Origin of the sequence: Sphingomonas panaciterrae (assembly GCF_036890205.1) — a bacterium.
GTDB classification, from domain to species: Bacteria; Pseudomonadota; Alphaproteobacteria; order Sphingomonadales; family Sphingomonadaceae; genus Sphingomonas; species Sphingomonas panaciterrae.
The window spans coordinates 91,804-117,407 of sequence record NZ_JAKNQR010000009.1 but is presented as its reverse complement, the minus strand read 5'-3'; the positions used below and the strand labels follow the sequence as shown (position 1 = coordinate 117,407).

The following is a 25,604-nucleotide window of genomic DNA, read 5'->3' as shown; positions in this document are numbered from 1 at the left end:
TGATCACCCACCTCGGCATACTCCTCTTCTGGGCACCATTTTGCACTAGGGCTTGAAAACCCTAGGAATTAGCGGAAATCTTAGGCTTTTTACGAGCGTCTAGTACAAAGGTACGAGGACGACGGCCTATGTGTTCATACCTCCACCGCGCCCCCAACGGGGTCTATTATTTCCGCATGGGGATACCTGCGGACCTGCGCCCCTTCATGGCTGGCAAGCGGGAGATTAAGCGATCCCTGGGCCTAAAGGACCGGGAAGCGGCTAAGGCCCTCATCCCTGATATGACCAAGACGGCCCATGCTCTGCTCAAGCAAGCTGAGCGGGATAAGGCCGCTGCGGTCCCTAGCCCTGCCATTACCCCTAAGCCTGCATCCCAGATCGAACGGGAGCGGAAGCGGTGGGAAGCTGACCAGCTACAGGCCGAGCTAGTGGCCGATGACCTGTTTGCATCCGATAGCGAGATAGAGCGGCTAGAGCCGATCATGGACGCATTGGCAGCAGGGATAGAGACTGACGCCTCCCCGGCTGACGTGGCTAGGGCTGGCAAGCTGCTAGTCGGGCATGAGCGGGAGAATGCCGGGGCGCTGATCGCGTCCATGCAAGCTCGCTTTGGAAAGCCTGCCCGCGCATCGGAAAGCCAAAATCAGGCCGTTGAATGCAGCGAGGATGCCAACGCCAATGAGGGCAAGGGCAAATACCTAGATACAGATATCCTCGACGGGTGGGCCGCTGAGCGTAAGCCGTCGCCCCGTGGCAAGGATGCCTATTGGCGGGATGCCAAGCTGTTCAATTCCATGATGGGCCGTAAGTCCGTCGAGCTAATCACCAAGGCCGATGTGATGGCCTATAAGCGCAAGCTGATAGCGGACCCTGCCCGTTCTCAGGTCAATGTGCGGGATCGGCTGGCCTATCTGCGGACCCTGCTAGAGTGGGCGGCGCAAGAGGATATCGTACCCGTCAACGTGGCCCGTGACGTTAAGATGGCCGTCACTGAGCGGGGAGAGAAGCGGAAAGACTTCTCTACCGATGACCTCAATGCCCTGTTCGCTGGCCCGGTTCATGCCAAGGGTGAACGGCCCAAGGGCGGATATGGTGAGGCTGTCTATTGGCTTCCCCTGCTAGCCCTGTTCATGGGTGCGCGCCGGGAAGAGATTGGACAGCTACGGGTGCAGGACGTGAAGCCCGTTGCCTACATAGACGATGACGATAAGCGGCAAGAGGTATGGTGTATCGATATTACAGATACGCCCGATGATGACGCCTTGCCTAATCAGATCAAGAATGAGGCAAGCAATAGGCTTGTGCCGCTGCATCCCAAGCTAATTGAGCTAGGGTTCATCGACTATGTAACCAAGCTGCCAGATCAGACAGGTCGTGTATTCCCCGGCTTGAAGGCCGTAGGCATTGGCAAGAAACTAACCGACAAGGTAGGCCAGTGGTTCAGCCGGTATAAGAAAGATTGCGGGATTGAGGATAAGGCCAAGGTCTTTCACTCATTCCGCCATACTTGGAAAACCCATGCCGTAGATGCTGGCATCCCTGAGCGAGTATGCCGACAATTCCAAGGGCATGAAGGTAAAGACGCTGCCGACAAGTACGGGGCGGCTCCATCCATGCGGGTAATGGTAGCAGCTATTGCATCTTATCGGGTGCCGGGATTAAACGTTTAACGTACAATTCCCAAGTAGCCTGTGCCGATATCACAATAGAAATAAGATGATCCATCGGCACAGTTCGAACTTATACGCCCTGTAAGTGAAAGGCTCAGGACAAGTGCGGTAAGGGCGGCAGTTATCATCGCCCATCGCGCACCTGATCTATTAAGACGCGACGCTTCCTTTGTATCAGCTAGAAATGCCTCGGTCTTCTCTCTGACGCGAACAAGTTTTTCAACCTCTACGCCCAAGTCTCTTCCATTAAGCATCACATACCCTGCCACCTCTTCTGGTATCGGGGTAGTTACGTACTCCTTGAACTTGGACGCCTTTCGCCATCGAACGGCTGACACTGTGGCTGAAACAATGGACAGCATCGTCGCAAGCGAGGTGCCTACATCGGCAATCGTGGCAAGGTCACTATAGTGCATGCGGCTAAGATACGAGGTGGCATGGCTATCGGAAAGCCTTGAACGAACCGAACATACAGATACCCGAAAATGCCCCGCTCAGCCCCGTCAGGAGTCGATTGGAAGCGGTCGGGTATCTGTAGGCCGGGATGAGCTATCGCCTCACAGCGACTCTCCTAGACAGGATTTCAGGCATCCGGCCCAAGCGGTACGCCAGCCTCACGGCGGGCAGCTTCCCCGGTCGGGGTGACGCGGTATCCTGTGCCGGTTGCGGAATAGGCAATGTCGCCTACCGGGGTGCCATGCGAGCGGCGGGCAGCTTCCCCGGTCTGAGCTACCCGGATGCCGGTCGGGCTGCGGCTGGCCTGATAGGGATCATAGCCGGTCATGCTCTGCCCTACTTGAGGACCGCTTGCGGGGGCCTGTGCGACGAGGCGGGTCGCGGTCTGTACCCACTGAGGGCCACTTGCCGCCTGAGCGGGCGCTGACGGGGCCTGAGCGGCAGGGCTGGGAAGGCCATTGAACCCGAACGAACTATTCGCGGTCTGGCCCGGTGCCAGCGTGGTGGCGTCGGGAACATCGGGAGTATCGGCAAAGGCTTCCGACGTGCTGCCTAGCGCATCCTCAATGGTCCAATTGGCTGTATCAGCCTCGGTCACTTCACCCTTGCTGATAGCCAATGCTTTGGCATCCTCAAGGATCATGGGGGCAAGGCCATCAAGGCAACTGTCATCGCCGGTATTGTTATACTCAGTTAGCGCCTTGTCATACAAAGCTACCGTAGCATCATCGCTATTGTGGATCAGATCAACGGCAAGATGCAGAATATTCCCCATAGCAGGGACACGGGCAATGAAGCCATCAATAGCAGTCTTGTAAGCGATATTGGCAGGATAGCCCTTAGCCAATTCAGCCGTAGCGGCTTGCTGTACAGTGCGGGGATTGTGACCATGTATAGCGATCAGGGATAGAGCCGCCTTGACCTTGATGGCCTGACGGGGAGTTAGTGCGGTCATGTGGTTTCTTTCAGCATATCAAGAATGTGGGGCTTTGCCGGTTTGGCAGCGGGGACCGGGTCAACTTCGCCTAGGGTCGGGATAGGCGGAATGATCCCCTTACGGATCGCGGCGGCGAGGTATTGGAAGGCAAACTTACAGTCGTCGGCCTTGAGGTACGGACGGCCAGCAGCCTCCCAAAGCGCATGAATGTCCCCGGCCATACGGCGGGCTATGCCTTGGGCATCCTCAGGCAGGTCGTAGAGTGGCGGCGGGGCGTTGCTGGTCAGCTTAGGCCAGCCTGCCTCATGCTCTAGCGCCTGCCTTGTCAGCAGCACGGACAAGTTACCGGCTTCGACCGCGATACATGCAGCCGCTAGGGGAGCATCGGCCTTCATCAGCCAAGTAGAGACAGCGGTATATTCGACATGGGCTTTGACGGCATCGGCATAGTTGCCTGCCCAGTTCATCAGATCATCCAGCGTCGTAGGGATCAGACGAACCTTGGGGATATAGTCAGATCGGGGACGGCTAGGCGCTTGCCCGCTGCCCCAATCATCCCAGCTATCGCCTGCCATTACGCCGCTAGGGCAGTCGTGAAGTATCCGCGCTGCTTACCCTGCATATACAAGGTGAACGCTTCCCGTGGCTTACCCGGTGCCAGCGCCATAATGCAGGCGGGGATGGCATGGGGCTTCACCGTAACGAGATAATCAAAGGCATCATCGTCAAGGGCAGAGAAGCCGTTGCATTCATGCTCTTTGGGGATGCTGGCATTGGCCGTGATATCCCATGTATCCCGCACATACTTGATGAGAAAGCCGGTACTATTCAGGTTGTCACCCGGCCTCACCTCAACGCGGATATCAGAGAAGCGGCTAAGCCGTAGATTGCGGGCCTCTACCTGTTCGTCAGCGAGGGCGGTAGCAAAGCGATCCTTGGCATTGACAAGAGCCTTATTGATCGCAGCAGCCTTATCAACGGCAGGCTTGCCAAGGATATCGATGTAGTTGCTAACCTTGCGTAGTTCGTCGCCAAGCGTTTCAATCTCGATAGCGATAGCGGCAAGGGTATCTTTGTTGGTCATAGTTGTTTCCTGTTTCTAGTAGGGTAATTAGAGCTTGGGAGCGAATGCCCCAATCTTCATCTTTTCATTACGGTAGGTGTAGATGGTCCCGCTATCTGTATCAGCAGCGGCCATCAGCTTCGCAATAGACGGTCGACCAGCAGGCTTAGTCTTTGCGTATTCGGGAAGCGGGATGCCTAGGATATCCAAGCAAAGGCGGAAGCCGCCACGGACACGGCTATCTACCTTCTCGATATGGGCAGCAACGCGGGGATCACTAAGGCGGTCGAGATTAACCGGCACCGGGTTCATAGGTTATCCTTTGATTTGGGTGGAGTAATATTGACAAAAGCTACAGACAGACCGCCCGCTTGCACTTAAGCAAACGGGAACAGAGATATTGCAGCTATGGAAAGGGGGTCGCCTACTGACTGCCAACTATGGGCAATGCTACAGTCAGTAGGCTGGCAATTGCTCAGGGCCGATAGGCATCATTGGTTATATGAGCAATGCGTATGTGGAGGAAGATGGCAGTCATTCCTCAGATAGGCTCAGGCAGATGTATAGCGATCACCCGAACAGGAAAGGGCTTAGCTATCTGAGCCTATCAGAAGAATGCTATTGCGCATCGGGAATACGGATGCAGACCATAGAGTAGGATATACATATACTAGTATGATCCTAGATTGAGATATATTAAGCTGTATCCAGCGTCCCCCCTACCCCCCCAGAGCTTCCAATATGGAGCCTACCCGCAATGCAGGTATGAGGATAATCGACTACATAGGTAATGGCCGAATGCCATAGCTACAGTCAGTGGGAAGCAAATACAGCCGCATGATCCTGAGTTGAGATAATACGTCGCTTGTAGTGCCAGCGTCCGATACCGCATGTCATCCTGTTAAGATGGCACACCCCTTCGCCCTACGGCTAACCCTTACGGGCTGTGGTATCTACCGTTATCGCACGGTCAGGCGTTCCTAGGGCTACCTAGCTTAGGCGGTGTAAATGGTTTCTCTTCATGTACGGTACTGGTTTAGGATCGGCGATAATTGGGGCTTAAGCTCATATTCGTGCCGGGATCATTCTTAGGGATATACTCGACTATAGATACCGAGGATTTTCCCATGCTATACGGTCCCGAAATGCCGTCAGACTTATGGCGCAACATAGGCCAGCCTCTCAAAGCCCCGTACAGAGCCGCCACGGTATCCCGGCTAGGTCGATACCCTGAGCCTCTCATATCGAGTCTGGTGGCCGTTTCCGGGCGGATACGAGGGCATCCCCGTCGCCTGTCCGGTATCAAGCCGGGGAGTGCAGCCGCATCACGTCGCTGACGGATTGAGCCGCCCACTTCCCGCCCCGTGCTGTGATGATCCCACGGGCATTAAGCTCCCCGGCAATAGCCCTCAGGCTAGTATGGCCCTCAGCCTTGATAGCCTCAATGATCGGGGCGACGTCAGCAGCGAACGCCTGAGCCTTGGCCTTGATCGCATCGACAGCGGCACCGTTGCCCTTGCTCTCCCCGAACGCCTTAGCGCCCATCGGATTGCCTAGCTTGGTGCCACGGGCTTTAGCAGCGGCAAGGGCTTCCTTGGTCCTCTTGCTGATCGCCTTGCGTTCGGCCTGGGCCATTGCTGCCATGATGTGAATGGTAAGCTCGTTAGCCTCAGGCATGTCAGCGGCAACGAACCTAGTCCCGGCATCCTGTAGCTGAGCGAGGAAGGCGAGGTTACGGCTCAGGCGATCCAGCTTGGCAATGACCAGCGTTGCCCCTGTCACCTTCGCATGATGCAGCGCCTTGGTAAGCTCAGGCCGGTCATCCCGCTTGCCGCTCTCTACCTCGACGTATTCGCCAAGGGGCTGGCAGTCCCGTGATGCACAGAAGGCAGCGATAGCCGCTTGCTGAGCCTCTAGGCCCAAGCCGCTACGGCCCTGCTTGGCAGTCGATACACGGTAGTAGGTGACGGTCCGCATGGCATGATCCCTGTTGCCAAGCCTAGGTAGGACCGTTGTCCACAATTGTCAAACGCTCGTTTGGTTATTCTGGACAGCGATGATCGAGCCATGATCCTGCTACTGTGACACGCTACGCCGGGAGAACGAACCGCGCGCAATAATGCAGGTCGCGCTAGGCGTGTCATATTCGCCAGCGGGCTGGGTGGGGATACGGGGGAGATAGCGCGCTCAGAATTGTCTGATTGCCCTCTCGCATATCTTTAGCAATTTCAGGCCGTAGGCGGGTTGCTGATTGCCAGAGCCAAGCCAAGCATTCAGTCTAGATGCACGTTGGCAGGCAGATCATGGATAGCTGGTATGAGCAAGGTGGAGCTAAGTCTCAGCGAAACTTTTCATAAACATAAAAGAAATCTCATCCTCTTGTGCTCCGCAGTTATCGTATTGTGGTTGGCGTCACCGTCAAAGCTAAAGCCCCCGTTCGTTGGTGCCGAAGTCGACCTGCCCTCCAGAACGGCATTTATACTGTTAGCGTTAGCCCTAATATACATGTTTGTTCAGTATTTCATTGAGTACAGGACGATGCTGGCTCGCAACTCATCGCGGTTTGCTGGCGAGTCCGTAAAAACCGTCGATGAGCTTGTGGATGAACACATTCACGATATGACGGGGTGGCTTGACGCATCCGAGTTGCGCGGAAGGATCAACGTCAATAGAAGCCTAGAAGATATTTATACTGGCCTTTCACCTGATTACATCAGTAAGATGACGGAACAGTTTGTCAACGACTACAAGAATGTTCTTGACGAAAACGCGAGTAACTATCGCTCTAGATGGGGCCACGCCTCTGACATGGGATACATGCAAAATGTCGAGCAACATCTCAAAGATATGTCTCGCCATATCGCCGATGCAATGAGAAAAGCTAACGAGGCTAGAGATAGGGCTGTAAACGAGCTTACAAGGAGAATGAACGAGATCGATATCAATCAAGATAAGATAATGAATAAACTTACAGAGTACTCTGACACATACCGCGACGTAGCTCGGTCTCTCCGCGTATTGTCATCAAACATAGGCTCCGCCCAGAAGATTGGCTTCCGCTGGATTGACGGTCATCTAGTGATGGTGGTTGCCGCAGTGAGCCTGATTGCATGTCTGGCTGGCGCAACGGGGTGGCGGTTCGATGACGTGACACATGCGCTTAAGCCCCCCGTCACCAAGCCCTTGCCTAAGGCTAGTACAAAGGCCTAATACAACCGTCCCGACGCTCTTTCAGAAAACCGCAGAAATCCGCCATTTTTGGTGCCAACCGTAAAATCCTCTTCTGGGCACCACTTTTCCGGTCAGGGATGGGCACTGCGCCATCCCTGACGGAAAATCACGGCGAGCTTCGCCTTACTTCATCCGATCGTCTATCCGGAATAACCACCGCACCAGCGCCAGCGGCGGTGAACCGACGGTTTTTTTGCACCTGGCATTGCGCGGCGTCGGCGCCTCACATTTCTCCGCCAGCCCCCGCCCGCTCCAGCAGCGCCGCGTCAATCACCCGGACATGGCCGTAGCCCCTGCCGATCGCCCCCGACCGCTCCAGCGCCGCGAGATGCACATTGACCGCTTTCCGGGAAAGGCCGCACAGCTCGGCCAGGTCCGATTGCGACAGCGGCGCCTCCCCGACCGCGGCAAACGGCAGCAGCCGCCGCGCGATCCGCGCGCGGGGCGGCAGCGCCAGCATCTGCGCCAGCGAATGAACGCTCGCGTCCAGCTGCGCATAGACGAGCGTGCTGACCGAGTGCCACAACAGCGGCTCCTCGGCACCGACGCGCGCCAGCGCGGCATCGCTGACCGTGAACACGCGGCTCGGCGGCCCGGCGCGCGCGGTCACGATCCGTGGGCCGCCGCCATGCCGCTGTGACTGGCCAAAGGCGCCGCCGGCCTGCGCCACGCCGACCAGGATGGTGCGATCATCGACCATCGCCTCCAGCCGCAGCATGCCGCTGAGCACCATCACCAGCCCCGTCGCATCATCGCCCTCGCCATAGACCCATTGCCCCGCCCCAAGCGCCCGCAGGCGCCCAGCGGCGGCAAGGCTGTTCTGCAGCGCACCCGACTGGCGAGCAAACCAGCGACTGACCCGAAGCTCCTCCAGCAGCATGCGCCAAATGTAACCCGCGGGACATTTTCAGGCCAGCCGCGGCGGTACGGTCAGCAGCAACCAACAAGGAGAGGATCAATGGCGATACCCGAAATGCACCCTCTGGCGGCGCATGTCGGCGTAGAGGCGCACGGCGTCGACCTGAACACGATCGACGACGCGGGATTCGACGCGCTGCGGCGGGCGGTGGCGGACCACGGCGTCCTGTTCGTCCGCGACCAGACCCTGACGCCCGAACAGCATATCGCTTTCGCCCGGCGCTGGGGGCCGATCGACGTCAACAAATACTTCCCGGCGAACGGCGGCTACCCGGAAATCGCCGAGGTGCGAAAGACGGAGAATCAGCAGACCAATATCGGCGGCGGCTGGCATACCGATCACAGTTATGACCAGGTGCCCGCCATGGGTTCGATCCTGCTGGCGCGCGAGACGCCGCCGACCGGCGGGGACACGCTGTTCGCCAGCCTCGGTGCGGCCTTCGACAGCCTGTCCGACGGCCTGAAAACGACGCTGCGCGGCCTGCGCGCGGTCCATTCGGCCGATCACATCTACAGCGCCGACGGCATCTACGCGAAGACCGATCAGGCCGCCGATCTGAAGGGCCATGACGAGCGTACCCGCGCCGTCCACCCGGTGATCATCCGGCACCCGCAGACCGGGCGCGAGATCCTGTACGTCAATCCCGCCTTCACGCTCCATTTCGAAGGCTGGACGCGGGAGGAGAGCATGCCGCTGCTGACCTACCTCTATCAGGTGGCGATGCAGGATCGGTTCCACTGCCGCGTCAGCTGGGCACCGGGGTCGCTCGCCATCTGGGACAACCGCTCAACCTGGCATCTCGCCATGAACGATTATTACGGGCACCGGCGGCTGATGCACCGCATCACGATCTCGGGCGAGCCGCTGCACTGATCGCGCGAAGCGGCGCCCGCCCGCGGCTGGATCAGATGGTCATGCCCTGCAGCAGCCGCGGCAGCGCGCCGCTCTCGCCGCGCGCCTCCGCCATGAAGCGGTCCTTCAGCGGCGGGATGGCGTTGACGGCGGAAATGCCGAAGCGGCGCACCGCGCTCGCCGTTCGCCCCGGAATGCCGAACAGGCGGGTCAGCACGTCAGTCGCGCCCGCGACCATCATCGTGTCGAGGCTGCGCCAGCGCCGATAGCGGTCAAGCAATTGCGCATCGCCCGCCTCCAGCCCGAGGCGTCGTCCCTCAACCAGCACTTCGGCCAGCGCCGCGACATCGCGGAAGCCCAGGTTCAGCCCCTGGCCGGCGATCGGGTGAATACCATGGGCGGCGTCGCCGACCAGCGCCAGCCGCTCGGCGGTGATCGTGGCGGCATGGTGAAAGCCCAGCGGATAGCTCGCGCGCGGGCTCGCCTTGTAGAGGGTGCCGAGGAACCCGCCCATCCGCTTCTCCGCCTCCGCGAGGAAGGCGCGGTCGGACAGTTTCAGCATCGCCGGGCCCTGCGCCTGCTTCACTGACCAGACGATGGCGCAGCGATGCCCGTCATCGTCGTCGACCAGCGGCAGCAGCGCGAAGGGGCCGGTGGGATAGAAGATCTCGAACGCGATGCTCTCATGCGGCTTTTCGTGGTGGAATGCACCGATGATCGCGGCATGGTCGTAGCGCCAATTGGCCGTGGTGATGCCCGCAGCGGCGCGGGTTGGCGAATTGCGGCCTTCGGCGGCGACCAGCAGCGATGCCGTGACGACGCTGCCGTCGCTCAGCGTCGCGCGGACACCCGCAGCGGAACGATCCACCTCCAGCGCGCGGGTCAGCGGGCGGAAATCGACATTGCTCTCGCTCATGCTCTCGGCCAGCGCCCGGCGCAGCGCGCGATTCTCGTACATCGTGCCCAGCGCGCCGTCATCGGCATCGGGGATGAAATCGAGCGCGCCCGGCTCCAGCCCGTCGCTGACGCGGATCTGCCGGATCGCGCACCCCTGCCCGCGCAGCCGGTCGGCGACGCCGATCGCCTCCAGCATCCGGTGGCTGGCGCTGGCGATCGCGGAGGCACGCCCGTCGAACCCCGCCGACAGCGTGACCGCCGGGTCCGCCGGATCGACGACGATGGTGGAGATGCCATGGCGATCGAGCGCCAGCGCCAGCGTCGCGCCGACCAGGCCGCCACCCAGGATCAGGACGTCCGCGTGTTGCATGTGAGTCATTCGATACGCTCTTTTCCGCCGCCAGCCTGTCGCCGCCGCTTATGACAAGTCACCCAGGGCTCTAGCGGTTGCATCGCCCCGGCGAAAGCACAGGCCCAGCGAAAGCAGAGCCGGGGCCGGCGCGGCGCTCAGCGCAGGCCGATGATCGCGATCTGCCGGCCGTAATCGGGCTCGCTCCGGTGCGTCGCGCGGCGATAGCTGAAGAAGCGGTCCTCATCGGCATAGGTATCCAGCCCCAGCGCCTCGATCCGCTGCACCCCTGCGCTCGCCAGCCGATGCGTGACATAGGCCTCCAGGTCGAACTTGGCGTGGCCCGCGCGGGCATCGACGAAGAACCGCTCATTGGCGGGATCCTCCTCCTCGAAGCGGCGGCGGAACGCCTCGTCCACCTCATAGCTGGCGCGCGCGATGCACGGGCCGATCGCGGCGGCGATCCGATCGCGCCGCGCGCCAAGCGCTTCCATCGCGGCAATCGTCGTGTCGGTGACCCCGCCGATCGCGCCTTTCCACCCCGCATGGGCGGCGCCGACGACGCCCGCCTCCCGGTCGGCCAGCAGCACGGGCGCGCAATCGGCGGTCAGGATGCCGAGCGCGAGGCCCGGCCGGTCAGTGACCATCGCATCGGCACGCGGGCGTTCGGCCACGTCCTGCGTGATCGTCACGCAATCGGCCGAATGCACCTGGAAACAGGTGACGAGCGGCGCGCCCCCCAACACCGCCGCCACCGCGCGTCGGCGGTTTTCATCGACCGCGGCACGATCATCGTCGGAGCCAAGCCCGACGTTGAGCCCGCCATGCAGCCCCTGCGACACCCCGCCGCGCCGACCGAGGAATCCATGCGCCACGTCGCCCAGACTGCGCGCCCGGATCACTTCCACACCGTTCCCGTCGCCGCCGCTCAAACCTACGCCGCTATCCATATCAACTCCGCTCACAATTCGCGCCGCATGATGAGGTCGCGGTCGATCTGCGACCCGGTCTGGAACGCATAATCGCCGACATGGACGAAGCCGTGCTTGGCGTAAAAGGCGCGCGCTCGGCCATTTTCTTCCCAGACGGTCAGCAGGACCGCGCTCTTTTCGCGGCTGCGCGCGACGTCATAAGCCCAGTCGAGCAGCCGGGCGGCCACGCCGCTGCCATGCCGCGCGGGATCGACGTACAATTGGTGGAGATGAAGCGCGTCGTCGGTCGGCACCTCGCCCGCAAAGAAGGTCGGCCCCAGCTTGCAATAACCGACCACCGCCGCCCCATCGACCGCCAGCTGGAAGTCGAACGCGGGGTCGAGCAACTGACGGCGCAGCGTTCCCGCCGCGCCATAATGCTGCGCCACATAGGCCGCGATGTCGTCTGCGGGCGCCGAATGGCCAAAGGTCGCCAGCCACACCGCGCGTGCCATCGTGTCGAGCGGCTCGGCGTCGGCGGGCGTCGCCGGGCGATAGTCGATCATGCGAAACCGGCCGGCTCGGGCCAGTCGGGATGGCGCATCGCCACCACCTTGAACAAGGTGCCCATGGCGACGACCAGCCGCTCGCGATCCGGCGCCACCCTGGGCCCCAGCGCCGCGGCGCGCGCATCGATGCCCAGCCGCGTCAGGAAATCGCCCTGTCCCACGGGCCCGGAGACGATCGCGCCGCTCGCCGTGCCGACCATGCCCAGCGTCGCGAAATCGACATGCGCGGTCAGATCGCGGTCGCCCGGCTCCTCGAACGGATTGGCAAAATCGTGGCCGCGCACCGCCTGCAGCGTCTCGCCTACCGCCGGGCCCTCATAGCCATAATCGATTGCGAGCAGCGCGCCGCCCTGCGCCACGATCCGCGCGGCGAGCACACGCATGATGCCGACGCTGGCGGGCGAGGTCTCGATGATCGCACCAATCGGCGAATCGCGCAGATGCTCGGGGATGATGCTGTCCGGAACGGTCGCGCCGCCGATCGGCAGGAACAACGTGTCTTGGCAGGCGACCAGCCGCTCGCGCCATCCCGCCGGCCCGCGCACCAGCTGGCGGATCGGCAGCGCGTCGAAGAATTCATTGGCGATGATGATCAGCGGGCGATCGGTCGGCAGGTCCTCGACATCGTCATGCCACACCGCCTGCGGCACCGCCGCCGCCTGCCGCGTGCGCAGCGTCGGGCTGGTCTCGACGAAATGGACCGGCGGGGTGAAGCCGGCCTTTGCAGCGGCGCGCAACGCATCGGCGGTCAACGTGCCGCGCCCCGGGCCCAATTCCACCCAGCGCACCTCGGGCCGTCCTGCGCGATCCCACAGGTCGGCGGCCCACAGGCCGATCAGCTCGCCGAACATCTGGCTGATCTCAGGCGCGGTGGTGAAGTCGCCCTCCGCGCCCAGCGGGTCACGCGTCGCATAATAATGCGCGTTGGCGGCGGCCATGAACTGGCTGACCGGGATCGGCCCGCCCAGCGCGATCGCGCGGGCGAGGCGTTCGGGAAGGTTGCCCTCCATCGGGTCGGGCGAAGCGGGAACGGCGGGGTCACTCATCAGCCCGGCGACATGCCCGCCGCCGCCGCGCGCCGCAACCCGGGCGCATACGGGCAGGCATTGCTCAGGCGGCGGCACCAGTCAGGCGCAGGCGCGCATTCTCGAACGGCATGCCCTCGTCGTCCACCACCCGCCGCGACACCTCCTGAAAGCCGATCCGCCGATAGAAACGCATCGCTGCCGCGTTCAGGACATAGACGTCCAGTTCCAACTCGCCCCGCAGCCCCATCGCATGGTCGATCAACCGGCGGCCGATTCCCCGCCCCTGCATCTGCGGCGCCACGAAGAGCCCACCGACAAAGGAATCGAGCAGGCTGATGAACCCGACCGGGGCGCCCTCGATCGTCGCCACCCATGTCTCGGAATGGGGAAGGTACTGGTCCTCGATCAGCGAACGCTGCTCGATCAGGCGCTGCTCCCCGATGAAGGAATGGGCGATCAGGCAGGCGTCGAGCCAGATCTGCGACAATGTCGTCGTGTCGGCTGCCCCGGCGAAGGGGCGGATGATGATGGGCTGACGGGGCATGATATCCGCGCGAATGGGTTTAGCCGGAAGATTGATGGCGATGGGATCCCCCTTGCCGTTCAGGTCGCCAGCCGGTCGATCATCGCCATCGCCCCATGCGGCGCGCGCACCTTGGCGCCGTTGATGAAGAACACGAATGTCTCGCGCGGCCGCACCGGCGCTGGCTCTGCCGCGACATAGGGCAGCCCCTCCGGCTGCTGGCCCGCCGCCCAGCCACGCGCCACCTGCGTCCAGCGGTCGAGCGCAGCGGGGGCATAGCCGGCCGGCTCCTCCTCCACCGCATTTTCCAGCCGGGCATAGACGAAGTCACCCGACACATCGGCGATCGCGGGATAGCTCGCCGAATCACCGAACACGATGGCGACGCCCGCCGCGCGGCACAGCGCAACGAACTCGGGCACCGCGAAACTGTCGTGTCGCACCTGCACCGCGTGACGCAGCGCGACGCCCTCATGCGCCGCCGGCAACAGCGCCAGGAAAGCGGCGAAATCCTGCGCATCGAATTTTCGCGTGGCGGCGAATTGCCACAGGATCGGCCCCAGCCGGTCGCCCAGCTCGACGATCCCCTGTCCAACGAATCGCGCAACGGATTCGCCCGCCTCCGCCAGCACCTTGCGCGTCACGCAATAGCGCGACGCCTTCAGCGCAAAGACGAAGCCGTCGGGCGCCGTCTTGGCCCAGCCGGCAAAGGTCGCCGGCTTGAAGCTGGAGTAGAAGGTGCCGTTCACCTCGATCGCGGTGAGATGGCTCGCGGCATATTCCAGCTCGCGCTTGATCGGCCATTTCGGGGGATAGAAGGTTCCGCGCCAGGGCTCGAAGGTCCAGCCGCCAATGCCAACGCGAATCGGTGCATCCGTCATGCCCGATGTGTAGCGCGCCGGACGCCCAAGCGAACCCCGCCCGCGAAACGCGCTGCGCCCGCGAAACAAGTCGCGACATCCAATGATGTGGCGGGCTGTGCTGATGATTGGCGCGAGATCATTCTCGCTGGGTCGCTGCCCTGATTGGCAGCGACTGGAGCGGGCGAAGGGATTCGAACCCTCGACCCCAACCTTGGCAAGGTTGTGCTCTACCCCTGAGCTACGCCCGCTCTGGCGCCGTGTCCCGGATGCTTCCGGGCTGGGTGAGGCGCGGCCACTAGCAGCGACTTTTTGACCCTGCAACCCCAAAATACTCAGAAACGTTACGTCACCGTCTGAAACATTGACCGAAGCGGCCCTTCCCCTTTAGTCCGCCCCTTGCATGACCGCCCCTACCATATTGCTCGTGGAGGACGATCCGGCGCTGCGTATGCTCACCGCTCGCGCGCTCCAGGAAAACGGCTTCAACGTCCGGCCCGCCTCGGCCGCGCCCGAAATGTGGCTCGCGCTTGATTCGGGCCCGGTCGATCTCGTGCTGCTCGATATCATGTTGCCGGGCACCAGCGGGATCGATCTGTGTCGATCGCTGCGCCAGAAAAGCGACGTGCCGATCATCTTCATGTCGGCGCGCTCCAGCGAAACCGATCGCGTGGTCGGGCTGGAGCTTGGCGCGGACGATTACATCGCCAAGCCGTTCGGCGTGCGCGAGCTCGTCGCACGCGTGCGCGCCGTGCTGCGCCGTCCGGCGCTCGATCGCCGCTCGGGTGAGGGCGACCATGGCATGCTCCGCTTCGAAGGCTGGACGGTGAACCTGCCGCGCCGTGAGCTGACCTCGCCGACCGGCGCCTCTGTCGACCTGACCGGCGCGGAATTCGATCTGCTGGTGGCGCTTGCCGATCATGCGCAGCGCGTGATCGCGCGCGAACGCCTGATCGAATTGTCGCGCACACGCCTCGGCGACAGTTCGGACCGCTCGATCGACGTGCTGGTCAGCCGGCTGCGGCGCAAGCTGTCGAGCGCGGGCGAACAGGCCCCGATCGTCACCGTGCGCGGCGTCGGCTACATGCTCAACGTTCCCGTGGAGCGCAGTTGAGGCGCTGGATCCCCTCCGTCGGCCTGCTCGGGCAGGTCGTCGCGATTCTCCTCCTCACCATGGTCATCGAGTTCGGCGTGTCGACCGCGCTGTACGAGCGGGCGAGCGAGTTTTCCGTCCGGGATGACGAGGCACGGCGCCTCGCCGAACATCTCGTCATCACCCGCCGGCTGATGGAGGATCGCTCGGCGTCGCAGCGGCCGGCGCTGGCGAACGAGCTGACCACCGATCGCTACGAAGTGCAGTGGCACGATGCCACGTTGGTACCGCCCGCGCCCGATCCCGCGCTCGATCCGATGCGCCGCCAGATCGTCGAGTGGGAGCCGGCCTTGCGCACCGGCGACATCCGGCTCCGGCTGATCGCGCCGGCGCGCAATTCCAAGGTGATGGGGGCGCTGCGGCTGCGCGATGGCAGCTGGCTGCAATTCCGCACGCTGGAGGCGGTGGCGAAGCTCGACTTCGCCTATGAACGCGTGCTGCTGGGGCTGGTCCCGGCGGTCGCGCTGATGATTCTCGGCGGCCTGATGCTGCGCCGGACGCTGAAACCGCTCAAGCAACTGGCGGAGGCGGCTGATCGTGTCGGCCATTATGAGGTCGGCTCCGTCCCGGAGGACGGCCCGCGTGAGGTGCGGCGACTGGTCACGGCGTTCAACCGGATGCAGGCGCGAATCGCCGCGCTGATCGAGGCGCGCACCCAGTCGCTCGCCGCGGTCGGCCACGACCTGCGCACCCCGCTTGCCCGGCTGCGGCTGCGCACCGAATCGATTCCCAGCGACGAGGTGCGCGCCGCGATCGGGCAGGACGTGTCCGAAATGGAGGCGATGATTGCGTCGCTGCTCGCCTTCCTGGGCGGCGATAGCGATCCGGAGAAGCCCACCGCGCTCGATCTCGCCGTGCTGTGCGCGACGCTGGTCGATGACGCGACCGACCGCGGTCATGAGGCGACCTATGTCGGCCCCGACCATTTCGAGCTGCGGCTGCGTCGCCTCGCCATGAAGCGCGCGCTGACCAATCTCGTCGAGAATGCGCTCCATTATGGGGAGCGGGTCACCGTCGTGCTGGAGCCGGGCGACGGGGTGGTGACGATTCGCGTGATGGATGACGGGCCGGGCATTCCCGAAAACCAGATGGACGCGGTGCTCGAGCCGTTCGTGCGGCTCGACCCGGCGCGCGGGCGCGACACGGTTGGCTTCGGACTCGGCCTGCCGATCGTCGTGCAGGCGATCGCGGCAGAGGGTGGGCAGCTGATGCTGTCCAACCGCGCCAGCGGCGGATTGGTGGCCACGGTCACCTTACCCATCACCCGCCTCGCCTGATCCACCAGACATTAAATGTAACGTTGGCGCTGCGGTCCAGAAAAGCGCAGCAACTAAATAAGCTGTTCCAGTTTTTTTAGGAGCAGCCCCGTGAACGAACTCATCGGCCGCGTCTTCGACTTCGAAAAGAAGGTCTATGAAGATAGCCGCGCGCTTTATTCGAAGCTCGCCAATCATGGGCAGGAACCAAAGGCGCTGATCATCAGCTGCGCGGATTCGCGTATTGTGCCTGAGCAGATCATGCAGGCGCAGCCGGGCGACCTGTTCGTCTGCCGCAACGCCGGCAACATTGTGCCGCCTTACGCGACACAGAATGGCGGCGTTACCTCCACGGTCGAATACGCCATCGCGGCTCTCGGCATCCGCGACATCATTGTCTGCGGTCACTCCGATTGCGGCGCGATGAAGGGCCTGGCTGGCGATCCCGCGAAGCTTGAGCCGATGCCCAACGTCGCCGCCTGGCTGCGTCACGGCTCCGCCGCACGCCAGGTCGTCGATTCGAGCTATACCGAACTGGAGGATGGCGCCCGCATCCGCGCGATCAGCCTCGAGAACGTCGTGGTTCAGCTGGCGCACCTGCGCACCCATCCGTCGGTCGCCGCCGGCATCGCGCGCGGCGAGATCGCGCTGCACGGCTGGTTCGTCGACATCCACAATGGCCAGATGCTGGCGCTGAACGGCGAAACCTCGCGGTTCGAGGCCGTCCGTGCCGACAAGCCGCTGCCGGTCGCCCTTCCCGCCGGGAAGCGCCTGGCGGCTGACTTCATCATGCAAGAGGCAGCCGAGTGATGAGACAGGATGCGATCGAGCGCCCTGGCGTCTCCATACCTTCATTGAAGTTCTTCGGTCGGGACTTCACCGCCTCGATCGTGGTCTTCCTCGTCGCGATGCCCCTTTGCATGGGCATCGCGATCGCTTCTGGCGTGGCGCCTGAAAAGGGCCTGATCACCGGCATCATCGGCGGCATCGTCGTCGGTGCGCTGGCGGGTTCGCCGCTTCAGGTGTCAGGCCCCGCCGCTGGCCTCGCGGTCATCGTCTTCGAACTGGTGCGTGATCTTGGCCTGTCGGCACTGGGTCCGATCCTGATTCTCGCTGGCGGGATTCAGGTGGTCGCCGGCATCTTCCGTCTCGGCGGATGGTTCCGCGCGATCAGCCCGGCGGTGGTCCACGGTATGCTTGCGGGCATCGGCGTGCTGATCGTCGTCGGCCAGTTCCACGTGCTGTTCGATCACAAGCCGCTGTCGTCGGGCCTCGAGAATCTGGCAGCGATGCCGGGTCGCCTGCTCGGCCTGTCGTCGGACCTGCGCGCCACCGAACTCGCTTTCATGATCGCGCTGCTCACCATCGGCGGCATGGTCGGCTGGGAGAAATTCCGCCCGAAATCGTTGCGTCTGGTGCCGGGCGCGCTGGTCGGCGTCGTCGCGGCGACGCTGCTCACCGTCATCCTCGGCCTCGACGTCGCCAAGGTCGTCGTTCCCGAATCGATCATCGGCGCGATCACCCCGCCCGAAAACGGCTTCCTGGGCCGTTTCGCCGAACCGGCCATTCTGACCGCCGCGGTCGCTATCGCCTTCATCGCCTCGGCCGAAACGCTGCTGTCGGCAGCCGCGGTCGACAAGATGCACGACGGCGTGCGCACCGACTATAACAAGGAACTGCGCGCGCAGGGCATCGGCAACCTCCTGTGCGGTTTCGCCGGCTCGCTGCCGATGACGGGCGTGATCGTGCGTTCGTCCGCCAATGTGCAGGCCGGCGCCGTCACCCGCTCGTCGGCGATCCTGCACGGCGTCTGGATCCTCGGCTTCGTCGCACTGCTGCCGTGGCTGCTGCGCGCCATCCCGATGGCGTCGCTGGGCGCGGTGCTGGTCGTCACCGGCTGGCGCCTGGTCAGCCTGAAGCATGCGCAGCACCTGTATCGTGACTATGGCGTGCTGCCGGTCGTGATCTGGGCCGCGACGCTGATCATGGTGGTCGCCACCGATCTGCTGACCGGCGTGCTGGTCGGCATTGGCCTGACGGTGCTGGAACTGGTGCCGAACCTGCGCCGCCTCCGCCTGCGCGTGTTCGAGCAGCAGGAGGGCGAGTCGCACGCCATTTCGCTGGACGGCGCGGCAACCTTCGTCACCCTGCCCAAGCTGTCGGCCACGCTCGATCGCGTGCCCGCAGGCGCCCCGGTCCGCCTCGACGTGTCGAAGCTCGATGCGGTGGACCATACGTCGGCGGAATTGCTGCGTGACTGGTTCCAGCGTCGCAAGGCGGCTGGTACGCCAGTCGAATTGCGCGGCCAGCGTGGGCGGATCGCCGCGCTCGCGGTCTGACCATCAACCACTAGCAACGACCCACCCGGAAACACTTTGACGCAATCCAGCAATATTACATTCATTTTGCTGCGATAGCGTCAAGGTGTCCGGCCAGCGAGCGACCGCTCCCTTAGAGGGAGGAGGAGCGCAAGCGGACCGGAAGCAGGAGGAGCCTCTGCCAACAGGAGGTTCCATGATGTTTCTGAAGTATCTGCCTGCCGCGCTCCTCGCGGTCGCCGCTCTTCCCGCTCAGGCCCAGGAAGAGCCTCCCAAGCCCATCACCGTCAGTGGCAGCGTCGCCCTTGTATCCGACTATCGCTATCGCGGCGTGTCGCAGACCGACAAGGAAATGGCGATCCAGGGCGGGATCACCGTCAGCCATGAAAGCGGCGTCTATGCCGGCGTCTGGGCATCCAACCTCGCCGGCTGGGGCACGTTCGGCGGTTCCAACATGGAGCTTGACCTCATCGGCGGCTTTGCCACCGAAGTGTCGCCGGGCGTCAACCTCGACGTCGGCCTGACATGGTACATGTACCCCGGCGGCGCCAACAAGACCGACTTTGCCGAACCTTATGTGAAGGTCTCGGGCACGCTCGGCCCCGTTACCCTCCTCACCGGTATCGCCTATGCGCCCCAGCAGCAGGCGCTGGGCCGCTGGTATTTCTCCGGCGCCGATGCGGCCGCGGGGATCTACAACGATCCGGGCGACAAGGAGGACAATCTCTACCTCTGGGTCGACGGCTCGGTCGGCATTCCCTCGACGCCGCTCACCGCCAAGGCGCATATCGGCTTTTCCGACGGCAACCGCGGCCTCGGCCCCAACGGCACCAGCATCGCGCCGACCGGCAAATATCTCGACTATATGATCGGGCTGGACTTCGCCGTCCCCAACACGCCGCTCACGCTGGGCGTCGCGTTCGTCGACACCAACCTGAAGAAGCGCGAGATCGCGTATCTCCAGCCCAATTTCTCCTCGACCAAGAACGGCAGCCGGATCGATTCGGATCAGGTGGTCTTCTCGGTCGCCGCGGCGTTCTGATCCGCCCTGAACTTGTGCTTTAGCGGCGGGCGGGGGGTTTGCTTCCCCTCGCCCGTCCCCACATAAGGGCGCGAACCATCAATCGGGAGCAGCCCTTGGCTACGCTGGGAATGAGTGCCGCGGAAAAGGAAGCCGTCCAGGCGTTCCGCACGGATGTGGTCGAGCCGTCGATGACGAAGCTCGTCATTATCGATTTCTGGGCCGAATGGTGCGGCCCGTGCAAGGCGCTGACCCCGGTCCTGGAAAAGGTCGCCGCCGCATACGCCGACAAGGGTGTCGTGCTGGCCAAGGTCGATACCGACAAGAACCAGTTCATCGCCTCGCAATTCCAGATCCGCTCGATCCCGACCGTCTATGCGATGTTCCAGGGTCAGCTGGTCGCCGACCTGACCAGCGCACGCACCGAATCGGCGCTGCGCACGATGCTCGATCAATTGCTGCGCCAGCTCCCGATCCAGGGCGAGGCGCAGTCGCAGGAGGCGGAGCTGGAGCCGCTGATCGCGATGGGCGAACAGGTGCTGGCCGAGGGCGACGCCGAACGCGCGCTGTCGATCTTCGACCAGCTCGTCGAAATGGCGCCCGAGCATCCCGCCGTCCTGTCCGGCCGCATCCGCGCGCTGGTCGCCGTGGGCGCGCATGACGAGGCGCAGGCGATGCTCGATACGCTGCCGGAGGAGGTCGCCAAGCGCCCCGACATCGAACGCGCCCGTGCCGCTTTGGCGCTCGCGCAATCGGCTCCTGTCGTCGATGACCTCGCCCCGCTTGAGGCCGCCGTCGCCGCCAACCCGGACGATCATCAGGCGCGCTTCGACCTCGCCAATGCGCAGATGGCGGCGGGCAACCGCGATCCCGCCGCCGACAACCTCCTCGCCATCATCGCCAGCGAGCGTGACTGGAACGAGGGCGCGGCGCGGCAGCAGCTGCTGAAACTGTTCGAGGTCGTCGGGCTCGAGGATCCGTGGGTGTCGGCGCAGCGCCGCCGGCTGTCCGCCATCCTGTTCGGATGACCCGGCTCTCCATCTTCCCCCTGCCGGGCGCCCTCCTCTTCCCGGGCATGCACCTGCCGCTGCACATTTTCGAGCCGCGTTACCGGGCGATGATCTCGGACGCGATGGCGCGCGACCGGCGGATCGGCATGGTCCAGCCGCGGATGATGGAGGCGGGCGCTGGCGACAAGCCGGCGCTCTACGACATCGGCTGCGTTGGGCGGATCGCCGATATCGAGATGCTGGACGATGGCCGCTCCAACTTGGTGCTTGAGGGCGTCGCCCTGTTCCGCATCGAGCGCGAGCTCGATGTCGCCACCCTGTTCCGTCAGGTCGAGGCGACGCTGCTGCCCGAGCCCGAGCCCGAGACGCTGTCCTTGGGCGAACGCTCCGCGCTGGAACTGGAGGCACGCCGCTTCGCCGAGCATCAGGGCTATGCCGTCGACTGGGAGGCGGTCGCCCGCCTCGACGACCAGAGCCTCGTCAACGGCATCGCGCAGATCGCCCCCTTCGACGTCGCCGCCAAACAGGCGCTGCTCGAGGCGGACGGCATCAAGGTGCGCGCGGACCTGATCGTCCAGCTGATGCAATTCTTCGGCCGCCATGACGGCGATGACCGGGTGACGCTGCAATGACCGGAGACAAGCCGGCAGCGACGATCGACCCCTGGCTGCTCGAACGGCTGGTCTGCCCGGTCACGCGCACCCCGCTGGTGCTGGACGAGGCGGCTGGCGAGCTTGTCTCCGCCGCCGCCGGCCTCGCCTATCCGATTCGCGATGGCGTACCCGTCCTCCTCGTCGAGGAAGCCCGCCACATCGCGCCCGCATCAACGGCCTGAGCCAGGCACCGCGCACTCATTAGCGGACACAAAAAAGGGCGCCGGTGCGATTGGCACCAGCGCCCTTTGCATGATCGCGGGCGAGCAGCGCCCGATCGCGCGCGCTCGCCCCGGCGGATCAGTTCAGCACCACCGTCACCGCACGGCGGTTCTGGGCCCAGCTCTCCTCGTCCGAGCCGAGCGCCAGCGGACGCTCCTTGCCATAGCTGATCGTGGTGATGCGGCTCGGCGACACGCCGCGCGCGACGAGGTAGTTCTTCGCCGCATTGGCGCGGCGATCGCCCAGCGCGAGGTTGTATTCGCGCGTGCCGCGCTCGTCGGCATGACCCTCGATCGTCACGCGCACGTTCGGGTACCGCTGCAGCCACACGACCTGGCTGTCCAGGATGCCGCGCGCGGTGCCGTCGATGTCATATTGGTCCAGCCCGAAATTGACCGTGTCGCTGGTGACGGAGCGCTTGAAATCCTCCGCCGAGCCCGGCGTCACCACGCCATCCACCGGCCCGGTCTGGCCGGTCTGGCCCGTCGTCGGCGCTTCGCCCGGCGCCGGCGGCAGCACTTCCGGCCGCTTCTTGGAACAGGCCGCAGTGGTCACCAATGCCGTCGCGAGCAGGATGGTGGTCGTTAGTCTGGCCATTCTCTTTTCTCCCATTTTCTGCCCCGTTGCCCCCCAGGTAACAGTATCCAGTAACAATTTTACGGCCGAAGCGGACCCCATGACGGGTCCGACCCGTCGAGCGGCGTCGGCACGCGGCGTTCGTTGACGCCCGTCAGGTCGACCGACCACAGGTCCGCCTTGCCGCTGCGTCCCTGCGCGGAGCGGTAGAACATCAGCACCCGGCCGTTGGGCGCCCAGCTCGGCCCCTCGTCGTGCCAGCCATTGGTCAGGATCTTCTCGCCCCCGCCATTGGCGTTCATGATACCGATGCGGAAGCCACCCGACATGCGCGTGAAGGCGATCATGTCGCCGCGCGGGCTCCATGCCGGCGTACCATAGCGCCCACCGCCGAAGCTGATGCGCTGCTGGTTCGAACCATCGGCGTTCATCACATACAATTGCTGCCCGCCGGACCGGTCGCTCTCGAACACGATCTTGCTGCCGTCGGGCGAATAGCTGCCGCCGGTGTCGATGCCCGGCGAATTGGTCAGCCGCTGCGGCGTGCCGCCGGCGGCGGGCACACGATAAAGGTCGGTGTTGCCGCCCGTCGCCATCGAGAACAGGATCCAGCGCCCATCGGGCGAGAAGCGCGGCGCGAAGGTCGTCGCGACATTCTGCACCACCAGCCGCTGCCGCCCGCTGCCGATCTCATAGACATAGATGCCCGGCACACGCCCGACATAGCTCATGTACACGATCGACTGCTGATTGGGCGAGAAGCGCGGCGTCAGCACGATCGACTGACCGTTGGTCAGGAAACGGTGGTTGGCGCCATCCTGGTCCATGATCGACAGGCGCTTGATGCGCTTGTCCTTGGTCCCGGTCTCCGAGACATAGACGACGCGGCTGTCGAAATACGGCCCCTCGCCGGTCAGGCGGGTATAGACCATGTCGGCGCATTTGTGCGCCGCGCGCCGCCAGTCGGACGGCGGCACGACGAAGCCCTGGCGCATCAGCTCGGTCTGCGCCGACACGTCGTACAGATAGCAGCCGACCGTCAGCGTCCCGTCGCCATTGGCGCGGATATAGCCCTGCACCAGCGCCTGTGCGCCCGTCCCGCCCCAGTAACTGAACGCCGGGCTCTGCACCTCGGGGAACATGACCGCCCGCAGCTGTGCCGGCGGCAATGGCGAGAACAGCCCCGAATTGCGCAGGTCGTTGGTGACGATCTCCGCCAGCTGCCGTCCCAGCGCGTCGGTCGATCCCGCCGGCGTCTGCACCACCGTGGCGGGCGGCATGTACGGGATTGCGATCGGCATCGGCGCGGAAATGCCGCCCGTCACGTCGACCTCCAGCGGGCCGCCCGTGGTCTGCGCCGGCGCCGCCGCAGCCGCCGGTGCCGGCACGTTGAGCGGCGTCGGCGGCACGTCCTGCGCCGAGGCGGTCGTCGCCAGCAGCGTCATGAACAGCGCCATCACCCCGGCGCGCATCCGGCGGGAAGGCGCATCGGCGCGCGCGGGTGCCGGCGAACGCCCGAGCGGCCCGTGACGGTCAAAATCGTGATGGGTCATCACCGCAGCTTCCATTTGAAATTGATGTTGTTCCAGCCGCCATTGGGCGTGTCGTAATATTCCGGTGGCAGCTTCAACGGTGAACAGCCCTTGAACGCGGCAATGCCCAGGTCCTTCACGCGCTGCGCATAACGCTCGTTCTGCGGCGTGACCCCGGTCTGACGCACCATCGTCGGCGTCGCCGCCAGCGTGCCATTCTCGTTGAGCCTGAGGTTCAGGGTCGTGACGATCTCGTTCGCGCCCGGGCCCGGGTCGACCTGGCGATCGGCGCACGGCTGGATCTGCCGCGCGATCGCCTGGACGATCGAGGCAAGCGCCGCGCCGTCGATCTTCGCCGCGCGCGGCGTCTGGCTGCGGCTGGTCGATTTCTCGGTGCTCAGCCCCTTCAGGAAATCGTCGCCCAGCCGGCCGCCCTTGGGCCGCGCCGCCTTGGATTCGCTGTCCGATCCCGATCCGCGTGCCTTGGCGGCCGCCTTGGCTTTCGCATCAGCCGCTGCCTTGGCCTTGGCGTCCGCCGCGGCCTTCGCCTTCGCATCGGCCGCCGCCTTGGCCTTGGCGTCGGCCGCCGCCTTCGCCTTGGCCGCTGCTTCCTTGGCGGCGGCTTCGGCGGCGGCCGCCTTCTTCGCTGCCTCGCGCTCGGCCGCCGGATTCGCCTTGGGCTTGGGCGCAGGCTTGGGCTTCTCAACCGGCTTGGGGGCCGGCTGCGGCTTGGGCGGCGCGGGCTTTGGCTTGGGCTCCGCCTTCGGTGCGGCCTTGGGCGCAGGCGCGGGCGGCGCCGGCTTGGGCGCAGGTTGGGGCGCAGGCTGGGGCGGCGCGGGTTCGGGTGCGGGCGCAGGTTCGGGCGCAGGCGGGGGCTCCGCCGGGGCGGGCGGCGCGGCATCGTCCGGCTCGCCCGTCTCGGGCGCGACCGACTGTGCCGGCTCCTCCACCGCTTGCGGCGCCGTCGCTTCCAGCCCGACGTCCTTGACCAGGCTCACCTCGATCGGCTGCTGCTTCAGTTTTTCGGGATTGGGCGTCGCCAGGAAGCCGACCGACAGCAACCCGAACAGGATCAGATGTCCTGCCAGCGCAAGTCCCAGCCCGATGCGTTCCGACCGGTCCATCCGGGTCATTCGTCCCCGATCGTCACCAGCGCGACGCGGTTCAGCCCGGCGCGGTTCAGCTCGCCCATCACGCGCATCACCTGCCCGTAATCCAGCGCACGGTCGGCGCGCAGATACACTTGCGGCGGATCACCCTCACCGGATTCGGCGGCGATCGCGTCCAGCCGCGCGGGCAGCGCGTCGGCCGCTATCTCGTCCTTGGCGATGAAGATCCGGCCATCGGCGTCGAGCGAGATTTCGGTCGGCTCCTTGTCCTGGTCCAGCGGCTTGGCGCGGCTGTCGGGCAGGTTCACCGGCACGCCCGCGGTCAGCAGCGGCGCGGTGACCATGAAGATGATCAGCAGCACCAGCATCACGTCGACCAGCGGCGTGACGTTGATCTCCGCCATCGGCGCTCGGCGCCCGCCGGATCGCTGCGAGGGAAGCTGCATCGCCATGGCTCAGCCCTCCTGAACGGCTGGATCGATCGACGGC

General features: G+C 64.2%; 27 protein-coding genes and 1 tRNA gene. 11 read left to right on the top strand and 17 right to left on the bottom strand.

Going from position 1 to position 25,604, the window contains the following annotated elements; translation table 11 throughout:
- Positions 1-128 precede the first annotated feature (128 nt).
- Positions 129-1,670: a site-specific integrase gene (locus L8F96_RS16200; protein WP_334656665.1), complete on the top strand. Its 1,542-nt coding sequence runs from the start codon at positions 129-131 to the stop codon at positions 1,668-1,670.
- Positions 1,671-2,253: 583 nt separating this feature from the next.
- On the opposite strand, the gene L8F96_RS16195 is transcribed toward L8F96_RS16200, so the two are convergent.
- The 5 genes from L8F96_RS16195 to L8F96_RS16175 all read right to left on the bottom strand — a co-directional run bounded on the left by L8F96_RS16195 (position 2,254) and on the right by L8F96_RS16175 (position 6,103).
- Complete coding sequence (locus L8F96_RS16195) at positions 2,254-3,081, bottom strand: hypothetical protein (RefSeq protein WP_334656664.1); 828 nt, start codon at positions 3,079-3,081, stop codon at positions 2,254-2,256.
- Positions 3,078-3,530 carry a hypothetical protein gene (locus L8F96_RS16190; RefSeq protein WP_334656663.1) on the bottom strand — a complete coding sequence of 151 codons (453 nt, stop codon included), beginning with the start codon at positions 3,528-3,530 and terminating at the stop codon, positions 3,078-3,080. Before L8F96_RS16190 ends, L8F96_RS16195 begins: the two co-directional genes overlap by 4 nt.
- 107 nt (positions 3,531-3,637) lie before the next feature.
- A complete protein-coding gene (locus L8F96_RS16185) occupies positions 3,638-4,147 on the bottom strand; it encodes a hypothetical protein (RefSeq protein ID WP_334656661.1) in 510 nt (169 codons plus the stop codon).
- A 27-nt stretch (positions 4,148-4,174) separates the two neighbouring features.
- Positions 4,175-4,438, bottom strand: a complete 264-nt coding sequence (locus tag L8F96_RS16180; protein WP_334656660.1) for a hypothetical protein — start codon at positions 4,436-4,438, stop codon at positions 4,175-4,177.
- 990 nt (positions 4,439-5,428) lie between these two features.
- Entirely contained in the window at positions 5,429-6,103 is a 675-nt protein-coding gene (locus tag L8F96_RS16175) for a recombinase family protein (protein ID WP_334656659.1), read from the bottom strand.
- A 339-nt stretch (positions 6,104-6,442) separates the two neighbouring features.
- On the opposite strand from L8F96_RS16175, the gene L8F96_RS16170 reads away from it, so the two are divergent.
- Complete coding sequence (locus tag L8F96_RS16170; protein WP_334656658.1) at positions 6,443-7,336, top strand: hypothetical protein; 894 nt, start codon at positions 6,443-6,445, stop codon at positions 7,334-7,336.
- A gap of 244 nt (positions 7,337-7,580) precedes the next feature.
- Here L8F96_RS16170 and L8F96_RS16165 read toward each other — a convergent pair whose 3' ends face one another.
- On the bottom strand, positions 7,581-8,237 hold the full coding sequence (locus tag L8F96_RS16165; RefSeq protein WP_334656657.1) for a Crp/Fnr family transcriptional regulator: 657 nt from the start codon (positions 8,235-8,237) through the stop codon (positions 7,581-7,583).
- Between the two features lie 78 nt (positions 8,238-8,315).
- On the opposite strand from L8F96_RS16165, the gene L8F96_RS16160 reads away from it, so the two are divergent.
- A complete protein-coding gene (locus L8F96_RS16160; RefSeq protein ID WP_334656655.1) occupies positions 8,316-9,149 on the top strand; it encodes a TauD/TfdA dioxygenase family protein in 834 nt (277 codons plus the stop codon).
- Between the two features lie 31 nt (positions 9,150-9,180).
- Here L8F96_RS16160 and L8F96_RS16155 read toward each other — a convergent pair whose 3' ends face one another.
- The 7 genes from L8F96_RS16155 to L8F96_RS16125 form a co-directional block, all read right to left on the bottom strand.
- On the bottom strand, positions 9,181-10,395 hold the full coding sequence (locus tag L8F96_RS16155) for a UbiH/UbiF/VisC/COQ6 family ubiquinone biosynthesis hydroxylase (protein WP_334656677.1): 1,215 nt from the start codon (positions 10,393-10,395) through the stop codon (positions 9,181-9,183).
- Between the two features lie 137 nt (positions 10,396-10,532).
- Complete coding sequence (gene pgeF, locus L8F96_RS16150; RefSeq protein WP_334656654.1) at positions 10,533-11,324, bottom strand: peptidoglycan editing factor PgeF; 792 nt, start codon at positions 11,322-11,324, stop codon at positions 10,533-10,535.
- Between the two features lie 11 nt (positions 11,325-11,335).
- The gene (locus L8F96_RS16145; protein ID WP_296222227.1) at positions 11,336-11,851 is read right to left on the bottom strand and encodes a GNAT family N-acetyltransferase; all 516 of its coding nucleotides are present in this window, start codon (positions 11,849-11,851) and stop codon (positions 11,336-11,338) included.
- Positions 11,848-12,900 carry a class I SAM-dependent methyltransferase gene (locus L8F96_RS16140; protein ID WP_334656653.1) on the bottom strand — a complete coding sequence of 351 codons (1,053 nt, stop codon included), beginning with the start codon at positions 12,898-12,900 and terminating at the stop codon, positions 11,848-11,850. Before L8F96_RS16140 ends, L8F96_RS16145 begins: the two co-directional genes overlap by 4 nt.
- A gap of 64 nt (positions 12,901-12,964) precedes the next feature.
- Positions 12,965-13,426, bottom strand: coding sequence for a GNAT family N-acetyltransferase (locus L8F96_RS16135; RefSeq protein ID WP_334656652.1), 462 nt, complete (start codon positions 13,424-13,426; stop codon positions 12,965-12,967).
- 59 nt (positions 13,427-13,485) lie between these two features.
- Complete coding sequence (locus tag L8F96_RS16130; RefSeq protein ID WP_125945391.1) at positions 13,486-14,286, bottom strand: DUF72 domain-containing protein; 801 nt, start codon at positions 14,284-14,286, stop codon at positions 13,486-13,488.
- 155 nt (positions 14,287-14,441) lie between these two features.
- Positions 14,442-14,516: transfer RNA gene (locus L8F96_RS16125), tRNA-Gly, on the bottom strand.
- Between the two features lie 152 nt (positions 14,517-14,668).
- Here L8F96_RS16125 and L8F96_RS16120 point away from each other — a divergent pair.
- From L8F96_RS16120 to L8F96_RS16085, 8 genes are all read left to right on the top strand, one after another.
- Positions 14,669-15,379 (top strand): response regulator transcription factor, encoded by a 711-nt coding sequence (locus tag L8F96_RS16120; protein ID WP_046406678.1) that lies wholly within the window; start codon positions 14,669-14,671, stop codon positions 15,377-15,379.
- On the top strand, positions 15,376-16,695 hold the full coding sequence (locus L8F96_RS16115) for an ATP-binding protein (protein WP_125945390.1): 1,320 nt from the start codon (positions 15,376-15,378) through the stop codon (positions 16,693-16,695). The genes L8F96_RS16120 and L8F96_RS16115 overlap by 4 nt, the downstream gene beginning before the upstream one ends.
- Positions 16,696-16,785: 90 nt before the next feature.
- On the top strand, positions 16,786-17,484 hold the full coding sequence (locus tag L8F96_RS16110; RefSeq protein ID WP_046406681.1) for a carbonic anhydrase: 699 nt from the start codon (positions 16,786-16,788) through the stop codon (positions 17,482-17,484).
- Positions 17,484-19,013, top strand: coding sequence for a SulP family inorganic anion transporter (locus L8F96_RS16105; protein ID WP_296220489.1), 1,530 nt, complete (start codon positions 17,484-17,486; stop codon positions 19,011-19,013). The genes L8F96_RS16110 and L8F96_RS16105 overlap by 1 nt, the downstream gene beginning before the upstream one ends.
- A gap of 175 nt (positions 19,014-19,188) precedes the next feature.
- Positions 19,189-20,034 carry a TorF family putative porin gene (locus L8F96_RS16100; protein WP_046406684.1) on the top strand — a complete coding sequence of 282 codons (846 nt, stop codon included), beginning with the start codon at positions 19,189-19,191 and terminating at the stop codon, positions 20,032-20,034.
- Positions 20,035-20,144: 110 nt separating this feature from the next.
- A complete protein-coding gene (locus tag L8F96_RS16095) occupies positions 20,145-21,041 on the top strand; it encodes a tetratricopeptide repeat protein (RefSeq protein WP_046406686.1) in 897 nt (298 codons plus the stop codon).
- Positions 21,038-21,655, top strand: a complete 618-nt coding sequence (locus L8F96_RS16090) for an LON peptidase substrate-binding domain-containing protein (RefSeq protein WP_046406687.1) — start codon at positions 21,038-21,040, stop codon at positions 21,653-21,655. The genes L8F96_RS16095 and L8F96_RS16090 overlap by 4 nt, the downstream gene beginning before the upstream one ends.
- Positions 21,652-21,858: a Trm112 family protein gene (locus tag L8F96_RS16085; RefSeq protein ID WP_046406689.1), complete on the top strand. Its 207-nt coding sequence runs from the start codon at positions 21,652-21,654 to the stop codon at positions 21,856-21,858. The genes L8F96_RS16090 and L8F96_RS16085 overlap by 4 nt, the downstream gene beginning before the upstream one ends.
- Positions 21,859-21,976: 118 nt before the next feature.
- Here L8F96_RS16085 and pal read toward each other — a convergent pair whose 3' ends face one another.
- The 4 genes from pal to tolR all read right to left on the bottom strand — a co-directional run bounded on the left by pal (position 21,977) and on the right by tolR (position 25,567).
- Complete coding sequence (gene pal, locus L8F96_RS16080; RefSeq protein WP_046406691.1) at positions 21,977-22,495, bottom strand: peptidoglycan-associated lipoprotein Pal; 519 nt, start codon at positions 22,493-22,495, stop codon at positions 21,977-21,979.
- Positions 22,496-22,554: 59 nt separating this feature from the next.
- A complete protein-coding gene (gene tolB / locus L8F96_RS16075; protein WP_417159000.1) occupies positions 22,555-23,919 on the bottom strand; it encodes a Tol-Pal system beta propeller repeat protein TolB in 1,365 nt (454 codons plus the stop codon).
- A 107-nt stretch (positions 23,920-24,026) separates the two neighbouring features.
- Complete coding sequence (gene tolA, locus L8F96_RS16070; protein WP_417158999.1) at positions 24,027-25,139, bottom strand: cell envelope integrity protein TolA; 1,113 nt, start codon at positions 25,137-25,139, stop codon at positions 24,027-24,029.
- On the bottom strand, positions 25,136-25,567 hold the full coding sequence (gene tolR, locus L8F96_RS16065; protein WP_125945387.1) for a protein TolR: 432 nt from the start codon (positions 25,565-25,567) through the stop codon (positions 25,136-25,138). The genes tolA and tolR overlap by 4 nt, the downstream gene beginning before the upstream one ends.
- Positions 25,568-25,604 lie beyond the last annotated feature (37 nt).